Below are 19,329 nucleotides of genomic sequence, written 5' to 3'. Positions count from 1 at the left end.
TAATAAATGTATATCTAATGGAATTAGAATTTCTATGGGTAAAAATTATCATTGTGCTGATAATATTGTTATTGAAAGTTTTCATTCTTTATTAAAAAAGCAACAATTCATAACAATATTTACTTATCGCATGATGAATATATTAATGATGTTAAAAAATGAAATAAATGATATTCAAGCCGCAAAGAAAAGGATATAATAAATAAAAGTTTATAAACCTTTTTACTAATACTTACTTTTTGGGGTGCACTCTAATTTATTTCTTTTTATTTAATTATTTTTAAAAATGTAAGTAATTCCAAATTAAATCTTGGTATTATCTTTATAATTATGTTAAAATCTAATAAATTAAGGAGGAAAAGTAATTAATGTTATTTACTGTAATAAAACACCCGTTAATTTTGGATAAATTAACAAGAATGCGCAAAAAGGAGAGTAATTCAAAGGTCTTTAAAGAAAATTTAGATGAAATTGCGCAATTAATGGCGTATGAAATATTTCGAAATATTGAATTAAATGAATTTGAAATTGAAACACCAGTAGCAAAAACAAAGGGATATAAAATTGCAAATGATATTGTTTTATTTCCAATTTTAAGAGCAGGCTTGGGGATGGTCGATGGAATTATTAATTTAGTCCCAAACGCTAAAATTGGACATATTGGATTATACCGAGATGAAAAAACCTTAGAACCACATGAATATTTTGCTAAAAAACCAGAAAATATTAATAAAGCAAATGTTTTAGTTTTAGATCCAATGTTAGCGACAGGGGGCAGTGCTAATGTGGCAATTCAAAAAGTTAAAGAATGAGGAGCAACTAATATTAAATTAGTATGTTTGGTAGCTGCACCTGAAGGAAAAAAATGTATTGAAGAGCATCATCCAGATGTTGATATTTATGTTGCTTCATTAGACCAACGTTTAGATGAACATGGTTATATTATTCCTGGTCTAGGTGATGCTGGAGACCGTATTTTTGGAACTAAATAAAAAAAATAAATTAAATTGAAAAAACCATTTTAAAGGTGTAGAATATAAACTGTCAATAATAAGTTTAATAATGTTTTTGGGAATATTAATAGTGTTGACGATGATATATTTGACATTAAAACGAGATTGAACTTTATACACAGGATTAGTTTTGGGGTATTTGTTTTCTCTTATAGGTTTCTTAATCATTTGTTTTTCTGGATGATTGTTAAGTATAAGTTTAAATAAGTACTTTTTTATCTTATTGTACCTAGTTCGCTTAGTGATTTATGCTATACCTATAGTTATTTATGCTGAGAATACTAGTTTTTTTAGTATCTACACAATAATTGTTGGAATTAGTTTATGTCCATTTTCATCATTATTTGCAAATGTTAAATTTCCCATTCATCAACGCAGAAAGGAAAAGAAAAATGGCAATGAATAGTAACTTTGGTCAATTTCTTGCAATGGATTTAATCCCTGATCCAAATAAAAGTGGAATGGATGCATGAAGTTATACAATTTTATTACCGCAATTAGTAGCGATAGTTATTACTACCTTTATTATTATGCTTTTATCAATAGGTTATTATAAACGCTTAAAAAAACTTGGTCTAACCGATATTCCAACTGGTTTAGTACTTTTTGCTGAAATTACAATTAAGTGAGTTGAAAAACAAGTTGTTGATTTGATGGGACCAAAATATAAATTTTTAACAGTTTATGTTATATATTTATTATTGTATATTGGGATTGGAAATTTAATGAGTGTTGTTGGGTTTGAATCACTTGCAACATCTTATACTGTCCCATTATCAATGGGATTGGTTACCTTTTTTGGAATATATTATTTTGGGATTAAATATCAAAAACTAGTATATTTTAAAAAGTTTTTTGTCAATCCATTAGAATTATTAACCCAATTTGTTCCTTTGATCTCAATTTCATTTCGTTTATTTGGAAACATTTTGGGAGGAACAGTTATTATTACCTTGTTCACAGCTTTAATGAGCTTTATTTGAGGACAGATTCCTTATATTGGGCCTGTTGATTTATTGGCTGGTGTATTTTTACCTTTTTTAAGTATTTATTTTGATGTTTTTGATGGTTTAATTCAAGCATATATTTTTGCAATTTTAACAATTGCCTATTGGGCAATGGAAATGAAAACAGAAACCAAAGATAAAAACGAAAAGATAATTAAGTTAAAAAAAGAACAAAAAATTAAAAATGTTAATTTAAATGGCTAAAAAAGGATTAAAATAAAATTATATATTTGTTAAGGAAGAGGAGAATTATAATATGATAAATTTTATGACAATAGATTTGCTATCGAATATGATGACAATATGATTTATGGCCGGAATTAATGATGGTTTTACAAAGGGAATGTCATTATTGGGTGCAGGATTAGCTGCCATTGGTTGTTGTGGTTCAGGAATTGGACAAGGGTATACTGGTGGAAAAGCTGTTGAAGCAATTGCTCGAAACCCAGAAGTTGAAAGTAAAGTTAGAACACAATATATTATTGCTGCTGCGATTACTGAATCAGGGTCAATTTATGCATTAGTTATTGCGATTATTTTAGCATTTGTTACTGGTTAATGAAAAGTAAAAAGTTGGAAAGAAAGAAGGCTTAGATGTCTATGACAATGTGATTAATGTCAAAACCAATTGAACCAGCAGAAATTATTAATCAATTATTTCCCAATCTATGGGTTTTTATTGCGCATGTTATTGCGACAATTATTTTATTAATTTTATTATCAAAATGAGTTTATAATCCATTTCGAAAAGCAATGCGGGCTCGTCGCAATAAAATTCGAGAATTAATTCAAGATGCTGCTGAAAAACAAGCAAAAGCAACAATTGATCAAAAAGAAGCATCGAAATTGTTAACAACAGCGAAGGTAGAAGCAAATAGTATTATTGTTGCGGCTCGAACTGAAGCAGAGGCAAAACGTCATCAAGTTTTAGAAACAGCAAAAGCTGAAGTTATGCAGTTAAATGAACAGGCCCATAAAGAAATTCAAAAAGAAAAAGAACAATATTATGATGATATTCGAAAATCAATTATTAATGTTGCTTTTAATGCAGCTGAGCAATTATTAAGCAAAGAAATTAATAAAGAAAAAAATGAAAAATTGGTAGAAGAGTTTATCAAAGAATTAGAGTAGTAAGTTATGTTAGTTAGTGAAAAATTTATTGATAATTATGCAGCTGCTTTAATGGACTTGGCGCTTGAAACAAAAAAAATTGATCATTTTTTAGAAGTTATTAATATAATCGTAGATTTATTTAAACAAGAACCAGATTATATTAAGTTAATGATGAATGCTGACATTGCAAAAGAAGAACGAAAGAACATTTTAGCAAAACCATTTCAAAAAGTTATTGATCCGTTAATTTTAAATGCCCTTTTTTTATTAATTGATCGTGAAGCTTTTTGTTATGTTAGAAGAATTTTTAAAAGTTTAAGAAAATTAATAAATATTAGTTATGATGTTCAATATGGAAATATTTATTCAACCCAACCATTAACAAGAAAACAAATTACAACAATTGAAACAAAATTAAGTAAAAAATTTGGCTATCATATTGAGTTAGTTAACAAAATTGATCCATCTTTATTAGGCGGAGTTCGGATTAAAATTAAGCACGAAATTATTGATGGTTCAATTGCAGGACAATTAGAAACAATGCGACAAAAAGCAATATATAATAAATAGAAGATGGGGTGAAAAAGTGGCTTTAAATGTAAATGAGATTTCCGAAATAATTAAAAAACAGATTAAAGAATATGGTAAAAAAATTGAAATTCATGAAGAAGGAACTGTTGTGACAGTTGGTGATGGAATTGCTTTAATTGATGGTCTTGACAATGCAATGATGAGTGAATTGCTAATTTTTCCGAATGAAATTTATGGAATGATATTAAACTTAGAAGAAGGCGCTGTTGGGGCCGTTTTAATGGGTGACGATACAACAATCCGTGAAGGTGATAAAGTTCGTCGATCAGGAAAAATTGTTGAAACGCCAGTTGGTGATGCGTTGTTAGGCCGTGTTGTTAATGCATTAGGACAACCAATTGATGGGAAAGGACCATTAAAAGCAACAAAAACACGTCCTGTGGAACGAATTGCACCCGGTGTTATGACTAGAAAATCAGTTGATGAACCAATGGAAATGGGAATTATGACAATTGATGCGATGATTCCCATTGGGAAAGGACAACGAGAATTAATTATCGGTGATCGCCAGACAGGAAAAACAGCAATCGGAATTGATGCCATCTTAAATCAAAAAGGGAAAAATGTAAAATGTATTTATGTTGCAATTGGGCAAAAAGCATCAACTGTTGCACAAATTGTCGAAAAATTACGAGCTGCTGGTGCATTAGAATATACAACATTTGTTTCAGCCACAGCAAGTGAATTATCGCCATTACAATACTTAGCACCATATACTGGTGTTACTATTGGTGAAGAATGGATGGAATCTGGTGAAAATGTCATTATTATTTATGATGATCTTTCAAAACATGCTGTTGCTTATCGAACAATGGCACTATTATTACACCGTCCACCTGGTCGTGAAGCATATCCTGGTGATGTTTTTTATTTACATAGTCGGTTATTAGAACGCGCCGCGCGAGTAACAAAAGAATATGGAGGCGGAAGTATTACTGCTTTGCCAATTATTGAAACACAAGCGGGTGATATTTCAGCATATATTCCAACTAATGTTATTTCAATTACTGATGGGCAAATTTTCTTAAATAATGATCAGTTTAATGCTGGAATTCGTCCTGCGGTTGATGCGGGATTATCGGTGTCACGAGTAGGGTCAACAGCACAAATTAAAGCAATGAAACAAGTTGCTGGTTCATTAAAATTAGAATTAGCACAATATCGTGAACTACAAGCCTTTGCTCAATTTGGTTCTGATTTGGATGATGCGACAAAAGAAGTATTAGAACATGGAAAACGAGTAATTGAAATTTTAAAACAAAAACAATATTCACCGCTTTCACAAATTGACCAAGCAATCATTTTATTAGCAGTTAAGAAAAAAAGAATTCGTTGAATTCCAGTTGATAAAATTCAAGAATTTAAAGAAGAAATAATTGAACATTTTAATACAAAAGCAAAAAAATACTATACTGAATTAGCAAAGGCCAAAGCCTATAGCGATACCTTAATGACTAATATTGATAATGAAATTATTAATGTTGTTAAAAAAATTACCAATAAAATTGCTGATTATAAACCAGAAATGTTTGGGCAAATTGAAGAGTGGAAAAAATTAGGACAATAAAGGTTAAAAGGACAAAATGGCAGTCGGAACAGATTTAAAAAAACAAATTACTTCAATTACTTCAACATCTAAAATAACACAAGCAATGAAATTGGTAGCGACAGCAAAATTAAAAAAAGTTGGTAAACGAATTTCTAATTCAAAACCATATTTTGCTGAAGTTTATACTGTTTTTAATGATATCATTAGTAAAGCATATGATTCAATTTATCAAAAAAAAGATGGCATAAAAGATAGTAAACGTACTTGTTGAATCATTGTTAATTCAAATTTAGGTTTATGTGGTGGTTATAATATTAATATTAATAAGTTGGTGTTACAACAATTACGAAAAAGTGATTGTATTATTGCAATCGGTTCTAAAGCAGAAACATTTTATGCCCATAAAGGTTATGAAATTATGCAAACAAGAAAAGATATTGATATTAATTTTTCTTATGATGATGCACGTGAGTTTGCACAAGAAATTTTATCTGGTTTTAATGGAAATACTTATGATGAAATTAAAATTGCTTATACAAAATTTATTAATAATGTAACTTTTGAATCAACAATTTTACAATTGTTACCAATTATTAAGGTAACACAACATGAAGAACCAAAACACATTAATGTTATTACCGAATTTGAACCAGATCCAGCAACGATTTTAGAAAATGCCGTGCCAATGTATTTAAATACCATTTTATTTTCATCAATCGTTGAATCACAGGTTTCAGAACAAGCATCACGGCGAGTAGCAATGGAAAATGCAACAGATAATGCAAATGCAATGTTAGAAAAATTATCGTTATTATATAACCGTAAGCGTCAAGAAGCAATTACACAGGAAATTACAGAAATTGTTGCTGGGGCTGGCGCGCAAGAAAATTAAGAGGTGGTTAAAAAATGGAGAAAAATGGAAAAGTAGTACAGGTGTTAGGACCTGTTGTTGATGTACGGTTTACGGAAGAATATTTGCCTGAATTATATAATGCTATTACGGTTAATAATAATGGTACAAAGTTAGTTTTAGAAGTTGTTCAACATATTGGTGATGACACCGTACGGGCAATTGCCTTAGGACCAACAGAAGGAATGGTTCGGGGAATGGATGTGATTGATACAAAAGCGCCAATTACAGTTCCGGTTGGTGAAGAGGTTTTAGGGCGTATGTTTAATGTTCTTGGAGAAGCAATTGATGAAAAACCACAGCCAAAGACAAAGACAATGAGTCCAATTCACCGTGAAGCACCATCATATGAAGAACAACAAACAACAGCTGCAATTTTAGAAACAGGTATTAAAGTTGTTGATTTATTAGTTCCCTTTGCAAAGGGGGGAAAAATTGGTTTGTTTGGTGGTGCTGGAGTAGGAAAAACAGTACTAGTACAAGAGTTAATTAATAATGTGGCAAAAGCACATGGAGGAATTTCTGTCTTTGCTGGTGTTGGTGAACGAACACGAGAAGGTAATGATTTATATTATGAAATGATTGAAGCTGGTGTTATTGATAAAACAGCTTTGGTTTTTGGTCAAATGAATGAAACACCAGGAGCTCGTATGCGAGTTGCTTTAACTGGATTAACAATTGCTGAATATTTCCGTGATGATAAAAACCAAGATGTTTTATTATTTATTGATAATATTTTCCGTTTTACCCAAGCTGGTTCTGAAGTATCAGCCTTATTAGGACGGATGCCATCAGCAGTTGGTTATCAACCGACATTAGCAACCGAAATGGGAGCATTACAAGAACGAATTACTTCAACAAAAAAAGGAAGTATTACTTCTGTCCAAGCAGTATATGTGCCAGCGGATGATTTAACTGATCCAGCTCCTGCAACAACATTTGCTCATTTAGACGCTAAGGTTGTCTTAGACCGTGAAATTGCAGCATTAGGAATTTATCCAGCAGTTGACCCATTAGGAAGTTCGTCTCGATTATTAGACCCATTAGTGGTTGGTGAAGAACATTATGAAGTAGCACGAGGAGTACAAGAAATCCTCCAAAAGTTTAAAGAATTACAATCAATTATCGCCATTTTAGGGATGGATGAATTATCAGATGAAGATAAATTAGCTGTTGCAAGAGCACGAAAAATTCGTAACTTTTTATCACAACCATTTTTTGTAGCTGAAAAGTTTTCTGGAAAAACAGGGAAATATGTCCCTGTAGTAGAAACAATTCGTGCTTTTAGAGAAATCTTAGCAGGAAAATATGATGATGTACCAGAACAAGCATTCTTATATGTTGGAACAATTTATGAGGTTGTTAAAGCCGCCGAAGCTTTAAAACATAATTAAAATGGCGAATCAAATTAGTTTAAAAATTATTACACCACAGGGTGTCATTGTTAATCGCTTAGTTGATATTATAACAGTGAAAACAATTACGGGATATATGGGTATTTTGTATGGTCATATTCCTCTTTTTTCAACAATTGTTCCATCTGAAATGACATACAAAGTTAATAATAAAGAATATAAATTAAGTATTGCTGGTGGAATTTTGCAAGTTGAACAAGAATTTGTTAAAATTCTTGCTGATGAAGTTGAACCTATTAGTTAGATACGAAAATAGAAATCTCTTTTTTGAGATTTTTTGTTTTAATTTTCTTAATTATAAATATAAAATAAAACATGATAGAATGATAATGTCTGAGACTACTTATATGATAAACTAAGTAATATTAAAAGAAGGTAGGCAATGTAATGATAGTAAAAATGATTGTGTGTGATATTGATGGAACATTAGTAACTGATAAAGATAAAAAGATTTCAACTATAAATATTGAGGCTTTAAAAAAGGCTCAAGCAATGGGTATTTTAGTAACGATTGCTTCAGGACGGGTTCCTAGTAGTTTATCTGATTATGCAACAACATTAGGAATTCTTGACCATTGTCCGTATGTTATTGGTGCTAATGGTGGGGCTGTTTTAAATTTAAAAACAAAAGAATATGTCTATGATGAAATAATTTCATATCAAGATACATTATGAGCAATGAATATTGTTCGAGAATTTGGTCATGATTTTTATTTAGCACCACTTAATGAACAAGAAGCTTATGTTTCACAATCAAGCACTATTAAAGATGATCTTTTTTTATTTCGTAATACTGACATTAAAGCAATTGTTTTAGATTGAAATGAAATTCCGCAAATGCGTAAGGTTGTAATTTCTTGTCATGATGAACAAAAACAAAATTGGTTACTACAACAAATTGCGGTCAGTAAAACATTAAGGACAGAAGTTACGGGATATGGGTTTATTGAGATTATTCCTAAAAATGTTAATAAATGACAGGGAATTTTAAAATTAATTGAAGTACTTAAACATAAAGAAAATCACCATCTTGATTCAGATGAAATTATGTGTTTTGGTGATCAAATGAATGACTATGAGATGATTAAAAATTCAAAATATGGAATTGCATTAGCCAATGCTACACCGCAATTAAAAGAAGTTGCTTTTGCAGTAACTGCAAAAGATAATAATGCGGCAGGAATTGCTGATTATCTTTATAAGACAATATTAAAATAGAAGATGAGGTTGTCATGTTAAAAATTAATGGTAATCAAATTAAATTAATTGTTACTGATGTTGATGGCACATTGATTACTGATAAGCAAGAATTACCAACTCTTGTTCAAAATAAATTACTTGCATTGCAAGCAAAAGGGATTGCTGTATCAATTGCATCAGGACGAATGCCCCCTGGTTTTGATAATTACACAAGAGAATTAAAAATTAAGGATTATTGTCAATATGTTATTGGTGCTAATGGTGCTTTAGTGTATGATACTAAAAACAATAAGTCAATTTATAGTAATTTAATGCCAGTTTCGGATTTAGTTATTGTAATTGATATTTTAATAAAATATAAATGTGATTTTACAATTTCATATCAAGATGATGATAATTTATATTGTGCGGGTGAAAAATTATTAAAAATTAAATCAAAACCAGGTGCATTTTTAGATGGAATGAAGCAAGTAAAACCATTCTGCTTTGATGATATTAGAATAGCCAATAAAATTGTTGCAAAGCATTCATCCAAAATAATGTTTCAAGAAATGTATACAGCTTTAAAACAAGTTTTAAATATTAATGTTGAACCACTGTCTGAATATGGATGTGATATTGTACATGGTAATTCAAATAAAGGGCAAGCAATTTTACATTTAATTGATATTTTAAATCAAAGGCAAGGACGTGAAATTAAATTAGAGAATGTTTTATATTTTGGTGATAATTATAATGACTGTTCTGTGTTTGAAATTTTACCTTATGCAATTGCAATGGAACATAGTCCAACTCCGATTTTAAATTTAGCATACGATGTAGCTAGCAGCAATAATACCGGAGGAATTTATCATTATTTAAATAACCTTGAAAAAAATAATTAAAATTAATTTAAAATACAATAATTTTGGTAATTTTATAGTATTATTAATAGGAACATAATTTAATTTAGAGAGGAATGTTTTAATGAACCTATCAAGTATGATGTTTTTAGCAATTGAACTACAAGTAGCCAATACAATTATTTATGTTTTTGAAATAATTGCTTTAATTGTATCAATTATTATGATTATTATTGGTTTATTACAAAACAAAAAAGCACAAACAGGGTTAAGTGCTTTAAATGGTGGTAATGATGAATTATTTGCTAATAGTAAAGAACGTGGGTTAGATCGAACATTATCTATTTTTATTTTAGCATTTGGTTCAACATTATTAATTATTACATTATTGATAAATTTATTAACAAAAGTTCTATTGTAATAATTAAATCTTTAAAAATATCATTAATTGAAAAGAGATTTAAAAATGTCTCTTTTTTCATTTAGGGGGAAAGGTATATGCACGATCGAATTGTAGCTATTTTAAAAAAACAAACAAAACTAATTGATACGATTGAATTAGCACAGTTATTAGATATTAATAAAATTAATGATAATAAAATGATGTTAAAAGTTTTGGTTGAATTAGAAAATGATAATATTATTGGGGTCACACAACAACATCGGTTCTATTATTTTGATCCAAAAATTTATTTACGAGGAGTTATTAGCATTAATAAAAAAGGTTTTGGTTTTATTAAAATTAGTGAAAACCAAGAAGAATACTATGTTAAACAAGATGATTTAAATAATGCCTTAGACCAAGATCAAGTTTTGTTTATTTTAAAAAAACAAAAAAATGTTAATAATTCTAAAAAAGCAGAAGCACAAGTAATTAAAGTTTTGAAGCGAAATAATGAATATGTAGTTGGAGTTATTAAAAAGAATCGTCATCAACAAAAATATTTAGAAATTTTAAATAATAAATTAACGCAATATCGTGCTGAAATTATTAATTTAGCTGATGCAATTGAAAATACAATTGTGAAGGGAATCATTACAAATATTAATAGTAAAAACAATTTAATGCAAGTTAAAATCATTGATATCATTGGTAATACTAATCAAGTCGGTGTTGATGTCTGGGCTATTTTACATGAATTTAATATTCGTACTAAATTTAATGAAGAAACATTAAATGAAGCCAATCAAATTAAACAAGATGTTGATGTTGCAAGAATGTTAGCAGATAAATCACGCCGTGATTTACAAGCAGAAATGTTTGTTACAATTGATGGGAATGATTCAAAAGATTTTGATGATGCTATTTTAGTTAAAAAAAATCAAAATGGTAATTATTTATTATTGGTTGCGATTGCTGATGTTGCACATTATGTTCCACATAATAGTTATCTTGATAAAGAAGCTTTTGACAGAGGGTGTTCAGTTTATTTAATTGACCGGGTTGTTCCAATGTTACCAGAAAAATTAAGTAATGGAATTTGTTCGTTAAATCCTTTTGAACCACGATTAACATTAATTTGTGAAATGGAAATTAATAAGCAGGGACATGTTGTTAATTCTAGTATTTATGAAGCTGTCATTATTTCAAAAGCGCGATTAACTTATGATGAAGTTAATAAGTTATTCTGCCAAGAAAAAAATCAAATCTCAGGTGAAATTGTTCAAATGTTGCTTTTAGCGCAACAGTTATATCAAATTTTAGTTTTAAAAAAAGAACATGATGGGGTTGTTGATTTTGATTTAGATGAACCAAAGTTTATTGTTGATAAAAATGGTAAGATTAAAGATATTGTTGTGCGAGAGCGTGCTGATGCAGAAAAATTGATTGAGAGTTTTATGATTCGCGCTAATGAAACGGTAGCCGAAACAATTTATTGAATGGATTTGCCATTTGTTTATCGTGTGCATGATAAGCCAAAACCAAAAAAATTGTTTGATTTGTATACGCAATTATCTTATTTAGGTTTAAATATTAAAGGTAAGTTAGAAAATATTCATTCTAAAGATTTACAGCAAATTTTAAATAAGTTAAAGGATAAGGAAAATTTTAAAGTTATTTCAGCTTTAGTATTACGAAGTATGGAAAAAGCTAAATATAGTGCTATTAATGATGGCCATTTTGGACTGGCATCTTGATGTTATACGCACTTTACTTCACCAATTCGGCGTTATCCCGATTTAGTTGTTCATCGTTTATTAAAAGAATATTTATTTCAAGGAAAAGTTAAAATTACTGATTTAGAACAAACGCGAACTTTTGTTAATCATGCTAGTCAACAGTCATCCCTTGCAGAATTACGAGCAATGGAATGTGAACGAGAAGTTGACAAAATGAAAGAAGCTGAATATATGGAAGATAAAATTGGCTATGAATATGATGGCATTATTGCTGGAGTTACTTCGTTTGGAATTTTCGTTGAATTACCAAATACAATTGAAGGATTGGTTCATATTACTGATTTAAAAAATGAGTATTACGTTTTTGATGAAAAAAGTTTAAAATTAATTGGAGAACGGAAACGAAAAGAATATTTTTTAGGAAAAAAAGTACGAATTAGAGTAAAGAAAGCAAGTAAAAAATTACGGCAAATTGATTTTGAACTAGTTGATTAAGGAGTTGATATTAATGTTGACAATTACAGTTAATAAAAAAGCACTGTATAATTATGAAATTATTGAAACCTATGAAGCTGGTATTGTTTTGACAGGCAGTGAGATTAAGTCAATTAGTAATAATGATGTATCAATTAATGAGGCCTTTGTTATTATTCGAAAAAATGAGGCCTTTGTTATCAATATGATAATTGCTCAATATAAATTTTCAACATCATATGCACCAGATGCTGATCGGACTAGAAAATTACTTTTGCATAAAAAAGAAATTAAAAAAATTTTGCAACGAATTAAATTAGAACGTTTAACATTAGTACCATTAAAGTTATATCTTAAAAATAATTATGCTAAATTAGAAATTGCTTTAGTTCGTGGGAAGAAGAATTATGATAAACGAGAAACAATTAAGCAACGCGATAATGAGCGTTTACGTCGGAAATATTAATTTTTAAATAGTAGAAGGTAAAAAAGAATTAATTGAGGTAGTAAATTCAATAATTTAAAGAAAATGATAAAAATAATGATGGGTTTACTCAGTTTTCTATAATTATTGAAAATTTACTTCGAAAAATTCCAGATTTTAATCCCAAAAATTATGGGGCACAAAATAATAAATCTTCATTATTTTTTAAAAACAATTTTGAAGACAGTTATGATTTTAAAGAAAAGGGAGGAATTTTATATATAAAATTAAAACAAAAGAAGAAATAATTATAATAAATATGATTAATAATAAGGAAATATATTATTTTTTTCAATATATGAGTGTAAAATTGTTAGAAGTTATAATAAAAGTATAAATAAGAGAGGAAGTAGAAATGAGTACGGGAGAAATAGTTACCGTTATTGTTGCTTCGTTATCATTCATAAGTACAATTATTTCTTCAATATTTACTTTTATTGCTAATAAAAATAATCAACTAAATGAAGTAAAAATTGATGAAATACATAAAAAGTTAATAGAAAATCATTCAAGAATAATGGAAATTCTAATAAACAAAACATCTTCCACAATTGACAATGCGATTAATGGTTTTATAAAATTATTTAAACAAAGTAATAAAGATCAATCATATGAAAGAATGGAAGGGGAAATAACAAACTCCAATGAACCTGATATTAGTTAAAAGATGCTTTTAAAATAAAAAAGTCATATGAAAATAATAATGTTTAGGAGGAAAATTATGACTTATAAAGATAAAGAAAAATTACAAGCAAAATTTATTAATGGATTTATTAAAAATGAATTTTATGATGTAATTTTTAATTACCGGACATTATTAAAGAATAAGCAGATTAATAATCAAAAGAAGATAGAAAAAAGAACATCATCTAAACAATTGGCAGATAATTTTGTTAAAAAACTATTAAATAATATTATTATTTTAAAATATGAAATATTTAATAATAGTAAAAAAACTTTTACTGAACTTGAACAAGAAAAAGTAGAAAGCAAAAAACCAGAAAATTTTAAAGAACACTTTTATTTTTTTCAAACTTTTAAATATCAAAGACAAGTTAAAAAAATGTTTAAATTATTGAAAAAAGCTTCAAAAGAGTATCAAGTATTATTTATTAAAATGGCGTTGATAATCCGGTTATCTGTTGACCGTAGTGAAGAAATATGACAATGAATATTAAATAGAATTGATTGAAGTCTTGCCTTAGACCTTGTTGAAAAAAATAATAATTCAGACCAATTTATTCTTTTTGCAAAGCAATTTTTAAAAGAAGTTAATAACAATATGATTAAAGAATGAGAAGGAAAAATTAAAAATAAAAAATTAAGCAATAATGTGATAACATCTATTTCTAATTTTTATCATACATTTAAAAATAAATATAATTATCATATATCTAATTAAAAATTCTTCTTACAAATTAAAAAGTTTTATAAGAAGAATTTTTTAATAATTAAATTATGTTCTTACTAAAGTTAACTTTAAAATAATGGTTGGTATTATGTTCTTCCTTCTAAATTTATTTTAAAGACTTAAAAGGTCATGGTTTTTAAACTATAACCTAATAATTGCCTTTAATTTAGGGCTTTTTATGATATAATTAACTTAATTAATTTATAATAAGAGGTAACCAATATGAAGTGAGAACCGCAACAAACGATTGAAATATTAAAAGAATATGTTTATAGTAAAAACAGACTTGATGAATATCGTAATCGTGTGGCATTATCAAATTTACAATTACCACCTTTTTATTTAAAAGAAGATAAAAGTCAATCTGTTTCATCAGTTGTTGTTCGTTTTATTAATGAAAAAGAAATTAAAAAAGCATATGATAAAAATACTTATCAATGAATTATAAATAGTTTAGAAGAAACTATTTTAAATTCTTTAAAAATGGGTGAAAATATTATTGGAATTCATCGCCATGAAAATATTTATTTGGCATTATACGAAGATGATGGGGATTTAAATTATTTAATTGAAATTGCTAATTATATTAATACAACTGTTAAAATTATTAATTATACATTATATGAAAAATATCAAGCTGTCCGTGAGGTTAGAATTGGCATTGGGATTGCGAATGATCCATCAATTGAAAGAATTAACGATTTAGAAGAGAGTTTTATTGTTTCATTTGATGAAGATATTAAGGATAGTGTGCAATTAGCAGAAACATATGCGGCAGAAGTTATTATGTTTAATAATTTACCAGTTTGTACTGATGCCTGGGTTTTTATGAATTTAACTGATGATAATCAAGAACTAATTCGAAAAAATTCACGTCAATATTTTAATTTAAGAACACCTCGTCAACGTTTATTTACGGATTTAATTGATCCTAATGTTGCAGGAGAACTTGAACGAGGTACCTTGCAAGTTGAAGAATAAGATCAAAATAATTAGGTTAAAGTTATTTAGTCTTATTCTTTTTTGTTTAACATCATTATTATTTCGGTATAATCATAAGTAGAAAGTGAAGTGGAAGAAAATGCAAGCATTAATTTTTCAAGGAAAAAAGAAAATTGAATGAACTGAAACTAACGAGCCAATTATTAAAAAAGCAACAGATATTATTGTTAAAATTGAGGGATTTACTTTTTAACATGCGGATTATCGTCCATATTCGGGGCATGATAATAGTGTTGTTCCTAACACAATTATGGGGCATGAGGGAGTTGGTGTCGTGACAGCAATTGGAGCTGATATTACAAAACTTAAAATTGGTGATCGCGTTGCAATTGGATGTGTTACTCATTGTAATATTTGTCAATTATGTGAACAAAAAGCATTTGCTAATTGTACTAATGGTGGTTTTATTTTGGGAACTAAAATTAATGGAACGCATGCTGAATATGTTCGTGTTCCTTATGGGGAAAATAGTGTTATTAAAATTCCAAAAACAATGAATTTAACTGATGCTTTAATGTTAAGCGATGTGTTACCAACAGGATATGAAAATGTTATTAAAAAAATTAATTTAAAACAAATTAATAATATTGCTATTATTGGTGATGGGCCAATTGGTTTAGACATTTTATTGTTATTAAATAAATATAATAAAAAAATTGATATTTATGGTCATCATAGTCAAAAATTAAATTATTTTAAAAAAATGGGGGCGCATAAAATTTATGATAGTACTTTAACTACTTTTGATATTAAATATGATTTAGTAATTGAATGTGTAGGTAATGACCAGGGTACTTTTGAGCAGGCACAACAAAGATTAATTTTAATGGTACAATTATTACAATTGGTGTTTTTAAAAAACCAGTTGTCTTTAACTTACAACAATTATGAAATCAAAATATTACTATTCATACCGGAATTTTAAATTGTTATACTTTAAAAGAACTTGTATTAAAAATTGAAAATAAGGAAATTATTCCAAAGTATTTAGTATCAAAAACTTTTAATAAAAATGAAGTGTTAAAAGCATATGAAACTTTTATGGAGACAGATATTTTTAAAGTTGTTGTAAAATTATAACAAGCAATAGAATAGGGTGAGGGAAAGAAATGGGTTTTTTTCAAAAATTAAAAGCAAAACGTGAAGAAAAAAAACAGATTAAATTAGAAAAGGCGTTACTTAAAACACGTTTAACCTTTTCTAATGATATTAAAAAATTAGCACATAAGTATAAAGAATATGATGATCAATACTTAGAAGAATTAGAAGAAATTTTAATTGCAAGTGATATGGGAATGAATATGGTTTTACAAATTACTAATCAAATTCGTAAAAAAGTACGAAAAGGTTGAAGCATTGATGACACAAATGATTATTTGGTTGAAGTAATTATGGATTTATATAATGATCCAAAAAGTAAACAAAATAAATTAAATATTAAAGACCAGCGCTTAAATGTTATTTTGATGGTTGGTGTTAATGGTGCCGGTAAGACAACAACTATTGCTAAATTAACAAAACAATTTCTTGATCAAAAGAAAAAGGTCCTATTAGTTGCTGGTGATACTTTTCGGGCAGGGGCGGTTGAACAATTAAACCAATGAGCAGAACGTTTAAATGTTAATATTGTTAAACCGTTAAAAGAAGGGCAAGATCCAGCTAGTGTTATTTATGATGGATTAGTTAAAGGAAAAAAAGAACAAGTTGATATTATTATTATTGATACAGCGGGACGTTTACAAAATAAAGTTAATTTAATGAATGAATTAAATAAAATTAATCGTATTATTCAACGCGAAATTCCCGATGCTCCGCATGAAACCTTATTAGTAATTGACGGGGTTACTGGTCAAAATGGTATTTCACAAGCAAAGAATTTTTCGGAGGTAACCGATGTTAGTGGGATTGTTTTAACAAAAATGGATGGTACGGCTAAAGGAGGCGTTGTTTTAGCAATTAAGGGCCAATTAAACATTCCCGTTAAGTTAATTGGTTTGGGTGAGCAACCAACTGATTTACAAGAATTTGATATTGAGCAATATATTTATAATTTAACCAAAGATTTATTTAACAAGGATGAAGTGGAAATAGAATAATGAAAGATTTGGCAAAATCAAATGAGTTAATTCTTTTATATGAATTATATCGGGAATTATTAACAACAAAGCAAAGAGAATATTTTGAATTATATTTTTTTGATGATTATTCATTAAGTGAAATTGCAGGGTTAAAAAATGTTTCGCGTAATGCTGTTTATGATTCATTGGTAAAAATTACAAATGCTTTGCATAAATTTGAAAATAACTTACAATTAGGTTATAAGCAACATCAGCGAGATATCATTTATCAAGAATTTGAAAATATTAAGGAATGTGCTGGATTAATAAAAAAATTAAAAAAAATTGATAGTGATTAAGGAGAAAATAAAATGAATATTTTAATGATTGGTGATATTTATGCACAAGCTGGAAGGACAGCTGTTAATAAATATTTGCCACAAATAATAAAAAAATATAAGTTTGATTTAATTATTGCAAATGGTGAAAATACTACCCATGGGAAATCATTATCAAAGCATCATTATAATAAATTAAAAGAAATGGGGATTAATATTATTACTTCCGGAAATCATATTTTTCGTAATCCAGAAGTTTTAAATTATATTGAAGAAGTAAATGATTTATTAAAACCAGCAAATATGAATTCGTTTACACCTGGGAAAGGCACAGTTGTTATTAAGATTAATAATAAAAAAATTCGTGTGACTAATTTAATGGGTCGTAGTTTTATGGACCCAGTAGATAATCCATACACAATTTTTGAAGAAATTATTAATAATGATGATAGTGAGCTTCATTTTGTTGATTTTCATGCCGAAGCTAGTGCAGAAAAATTAGCTTTTGCTTGGAATTATGATGGTATTATTACTGGTTTTTTTGGAACGCACACTCATGTTCAAACAGCAGATAATCGAATATTACCAAAAGGAACAGCATATATTACCGATGTTGGGATGTGTGGTAGTTATAATTCAATTATTGGGGCAAATCCAAAAGAAATTATTCTTAAGGAAAAAACTGGTTTACCAGTGCGTTTTGAACCAGCAGCTGAAAATGATAAATTAATTTTTTCAGCGGTATGATTACAAGTAGATGATAAAACTAACCAAGCAGTAAAAATTGAACGAATTTTAATTCATCCAGAAAATGAAACTGATTTTTTAGGATAATAAAGGAGTAACTTAAATGACTAGTTTAATTAAAACGAATGTAATCATTATTGTTGTTTGTATTATTCTAGGAATTTTTTTGTGTTGTTATTTTTTTTTACTTTGTTATCGTCTTTTAAACAAGAAAACAAAACGAGGAGAAATTCAATTACCTGAATATATCGAACATAAACACTTTCTTACTTCTGATCAATATGAATTATCAACATTAGGAACAATTGATAAAACTGATCAGGATATTATTTTAGCAGTTCATGATTTATAGGGTAGTAAGGAAAATTTTACTGGTTTAATTAATAATGAAATATGAGCTAAGCATAAAGTTTCAGTAATTGCTTTTAATCAACGCAATGTCGGAGATAATGTGCCAACTAGTATTAAAAATGTTGGAGTTTTAGTGAATGATATTATTGACGTAATTACAGCATTAAAAAATAAATACGAACAACAAAGAATTATTTTATTATTAGAAGGATTTTCATGTGGTTTAATTAATTTATTATTGAAACAAAAACCATTAATTGAAAAAGTTGTTTTTGTTAATCCAATTACAAATTTAAATGGAATAAGATTTTCAATGATTAGCAAAATTGGGATTGGATTTGATTTTTTATTTAATTTAAACAAAACTCTTAAAATTAATATTGATTATCAACTTTTAAGTCAAAATGAAGATTATAGTACTTTAATGATGGAAAAAGAACAAACTTATTTTTTAAATCAAATTTTACAATTTAATTATCTTAATAAAAAGATAGTAAAACAAATTAATAATCTTAAAGTAAAAACTTTAATATTACAAGCAGAGGTTGATAAATTTTATGATACAAAACAAGTAACTTTAATAATGTAAAGTAAAGATGCAAGTAGGATTTTTAACCCTTATTAAGTCAATATTATATCTTTTATTAAAAATTGCAACTATTTTTTCAAAAAAAATATTTTTTTAAAATTATGTGGTTATTTCA

At 27.8% G+C, this 19,329-nt stretch carries 25 protein-coding genes; all 25 read left to right on the top strand.

The features are described 5' to 3' along the window. Positions 1 to 199 (top strand): hypothetical protein (locus D9R21_RS06830; protein WP_206609223.1); only part of this gene is annotated, 199 nt, incomplete at its 5' end. 169 nt (positions 200 to 368) lie between these two features. Continuing rightward, complete coding sequence (gene upp, locus D9R21_RS00960; protein ID WP_126820712.1) at positions 369 to 992, top strand: uracil phosphoribosyltransferase; 624 nt, start codon at positions 369 to 371, stop codon at positions 990 to 992. Further along, the gene (locus D9R21_RS08625; protein ID WP_353487027.1) at positions 961 to 1,419 is read left to right on the top strand and encodes an MG406 family protein; all 459 of its coding nucleotides are present in this window, start codon (positions 961 to 963) and stop codon (positions 1,417 to 1,419) included. Before upp ends, D9R21_RS08625 begins: the two co-directional genes overlap by 32 nt. After that, positions 1,406 to 2,224: a F0F1 ATP synthase subunit A gene (locus D9R21_RS00955; protein ID WP_196234366.1), complete on the top strand. Its 819-nt coding sequence runs from the start codon at positions 1,406 to 1,408 to the stop codon at positions 2,222 to 2,224. Before D9R21_RS08625 ends, D9R21_RS00955 begins: the two co-directional genes overlap by 14 nt. 52 nt (positions 2,225 to 2,276) lie before the next feature. Continuing rightward, the gene (atpE, locus tag D9R21_RS00950) at positions 2,277 to 2,579 is read left to right on the top strand and encodes an ATP synthase F0 subunit C (RefSeq protein ID WP_004028354.1); all 303 of its coding nucleotides are present in this window, start codon (positions 2,277 to 2,279) and stop codon (positions 2,577 to 2,579) included. A 41-nt stretch (positions 2,580 to 2,620) separates the two neighbouring features. Further along, positions 2,621 to 3,151 carry a F0F1 ATP synthase subunit B gene (gene atpF, locus D9R21_RS00945; protein WP_241568627.1) on the top strand — a complete coding sequence of 177 codons (531 nt, stop codon included), beginning with the start codon at positions 2,621 to 2,623 and terminating at the stop codon, positions 3,149 to 3,151. 6 nt (positions 3,152 to 3,157) lie between these two features. Beyond that, complete coding sequence (locus D9R21_RS00940) at positions 3,158 to 3,703, top strand: F0F1 ATP synthase subunit delta (RefSeq protein WP_126820711.1); 546 nt, start codon at positions 3,158 to 3,160, stop codon at positions 3,701 to 3,703. A gap of 16 nt (positions 3,704 to 3,719) precedes the next feature. Next, complete coding sequence (atpA, locus tag D9R21_RS00935; RefSeq protein WP_126820710.1) at positions 3,720 to 5,291, top strand: F0F1 ATP synthase subunit alpha; 1,572 nt, start codon at positions 3,720 to 3,722, stop codon at positions 5,289 to 5,291. A gap of 16 nt (positions 5,292 to 5,307) precedes the next feature. Next, positions 5,308 to 6,165 (top strand): ATP synthase F1 subunit gamma, encoded by an 858-nt coding sequence (gene atpG / locus D9R21_RS00930; protein WP_126820709.1) that lies wholly within the window; start codon positions 5,308 to 5,310, stop codon positions 6,163 to 6,165. Positions 6,166 to 6,179: 14 nt separating this feature from the next. Then, on the top strand, positions 6,180 to 7,577 hold the full coding sequence (gene atpD / locus D9R21_RS00925) for a F0F1 ATP synthase subunit beta (protein WP_126820708.1): 1,398 nt from the start codon (positions 6,180 to 6,182) through the stop codon (positions 7,575 to 7,577). Position 7,578: 1 nt separating this feature from the next. Further along, positions 7,579 to 7,842: a FoF1 ATP synthase subunit delta/epsilon gene (locus D9R21_RS00920; protein ID WP_126820707.1), complete on the top strand. Its 264-nt coding sequence runs from the start codon at positions 7,579 to 7,581 to the stop codon at positions 7,840 to 7,842. 143 nt (positions 7,843 to 7,985) lie between these two features. Next, positions 7,986 to 8,816 carry a Cof-type HAD-IIB family hydrolase gene (locus D9R21_RS00915; RefSeq protein ID WP_126820706.1) on the top strand — a complete coding sequence of 277 codons (831 nt, stop codon included), beginning with the start codon at positions 7,986 to 7,988 and terminating at the stop codon, positions 8,814 to 8,816. A 14-nt stretch (positions 8,817 to 8,830) separates the two neighbouring features. Then, entirely contained in the window at positions 8,831 to 9,682 is an 852-nt protein-coding gene (locus D9R21_RS00910) for an HAD-IIB family hydrolase (RefSeq protein WP_126820705.1), read from the top strand. 82 nt (positions 9,683 to 9,764) lie between these two features. Beyond that, positions 9,765 to 10,061 (top strand): preprotein translocase subunit SecG, encoded by a 297-nt coding sequence (gene secG, locus D9R21_RS00905; RefSeq protein ID WP_126820704.1) that lies wholly within the window; start codon positions 9,765 to 9,767, stop codon positions 10,059 to 10,061. A 77-nt stretch (positions 10,062 to 10,138) separates the two neighbouring features. Then, entirely contained in the window at positions 10,139 to 12,256 is a 2,118-nt protein-coding gene (rnr, locus tag D9R21_RS00900; RefSeq protein ID WP_126820703.1) for a ribonuclease R, read from the top strand. 13 nt (positions 12,257 to 12,269) lie between these two features. Then, positions 12,270 to 12,701 carry an SsrA-binding protein SmpB gene (gene smpB / locus D9R21_RS00895; RefSeq protein WP_126820702.1) on the top strand — a complete coding sequence of 144 codons (432 nt, stop codon included), beginning with the start codon at positions 12,270 to 12,272 and terminating at the stop codon, positions 12,699 to 12,701. A 373-nt stretch (positions 12,702 to 13,074) separates the two neighbouring features. Continuing rightward, positions 13,075 to 13,383, top strand: a complete 309-nt coding sequence (locus tag D9R21_RS00890) for a hypothetical protein (RefSeq protein ID WP_126820701.1) — start codon at positions 13,075 to 13,077, stop codon at positions 13,381 to 13,383. Positions 13,384 to 13,440: 57 nt separating this feature from the next. Next, positions 13,441 to 14,121, top strand: a complete 681-nt coding sequence (locus tag D9R21_RS00885; protein WP_126820700.1) for a hypothetical protein — start codon at positions 13,441 to 13,443, stop codon at positions 14,119 to 14,121. Between the two features lie 231 nt (positions 14,122 to 14,352). Continuing rightward, complete coding sequence (locus D9R21_RS00880; RefSeq protein ID WP_126820699.1) at positions 14,353 to 15,111, top strand: hypothetical protein; 759 nt, start codon at positions 14,353 to 14,355, stop codon at positions 15,109 to 15,111. Positions 15,112 to 15,382: 271 nt separating this feature from the next. Continuing rightward, positions 15,383 to 16,057, top strand: a complete 675-nt coding sequence (locus tag D9R21_RS00875) for an alcohol dehydrogenase catalytic domain-containing protein (protein WP_241568626.1) — start codon at positions 15,383 to 15,385, stop codon at positions 16,055 to 16,057. Between the two features lie 184 nt (positions 16,058 to 16,241). Continuing rightward, the gene (gene ftsY, locus D9R21_RS00870; RefSeq protein ID WP_126820698.1) at positions 16,242 to 17,228 is read left to right on the top strand and encodes a signal recognition particle-docking protein FtsY; all 987 of its coding nucleotides are present in this window, start codon (positions 16,242 to 16,244) and stop codon (positions 17,226 to 17,228) included. After that, a complete protein-coding gene (gene ylxM / locus D9R21_RS00865; protein WP_126820697.1) occupies positions 17,228 to 17,548 on the top strand; it encodes a YlxM family DNA-binding protein in 321 nt (106 codons plus the stop codon). The genes ftsY and ylxM overlap by 1 nt, the downstream gene beginning before the upstream one ends. 12 nt (positions 17,549 to 17,560) lie before the next feature. Then, entirely contained in the window at positions 17,561 to 18,361 is an 801-nt protein-coding gene (locus D9R21_RS00860) for a TIGR00282 family metallophosphoesterase (protein ID WP_126820696.1), read from the top strand. A 16-nt stretch (positions 18,362 to 18,377) separates the two neighbouring features. Next, positions 18,378 to 18,626 carry a hypothetical protein gene (locus D9R21_RS00855; RefSeq protein ID WP_126820695.1) on the top strand — a complete coding sequence of 83 codons (249 nt, stop codon included), beginning with the start codon at positions 18,378 to 18,380 and terminating at the stop codon, positions 18,624 to 18,626. 99 nt (positions 18,627 to 18,725) lie between these two features. Then, the gene (locus D9R21_RS00850) at positions 18,726 to 19,214 is read left to right on the top strand and encodes a hypothetical protein (RefSeq protein WP_126820694.1); all 489 of its coding nucleotides are present in this window, start codon (positions 18,726 to 18,728) and stop codon (positions 19,212 to 19,214) included. Positions 19,215 to 19,329: the final 115 nt, after the last annotated feature.

The organism is Spiroplasma endosymbiont of Megaselia nigra, from assembly GCF_003987485.1.
In the GTDB taxonomy this organism is placed as follows: Bacteria; Bacillota_I; Bacilli_A; order Mycoplasmatales; family Mycoplasmataceae; genus Spiroplasma.
This window is presented reverse-complemented; position numbering and strand designations above follow the sequence as displayed.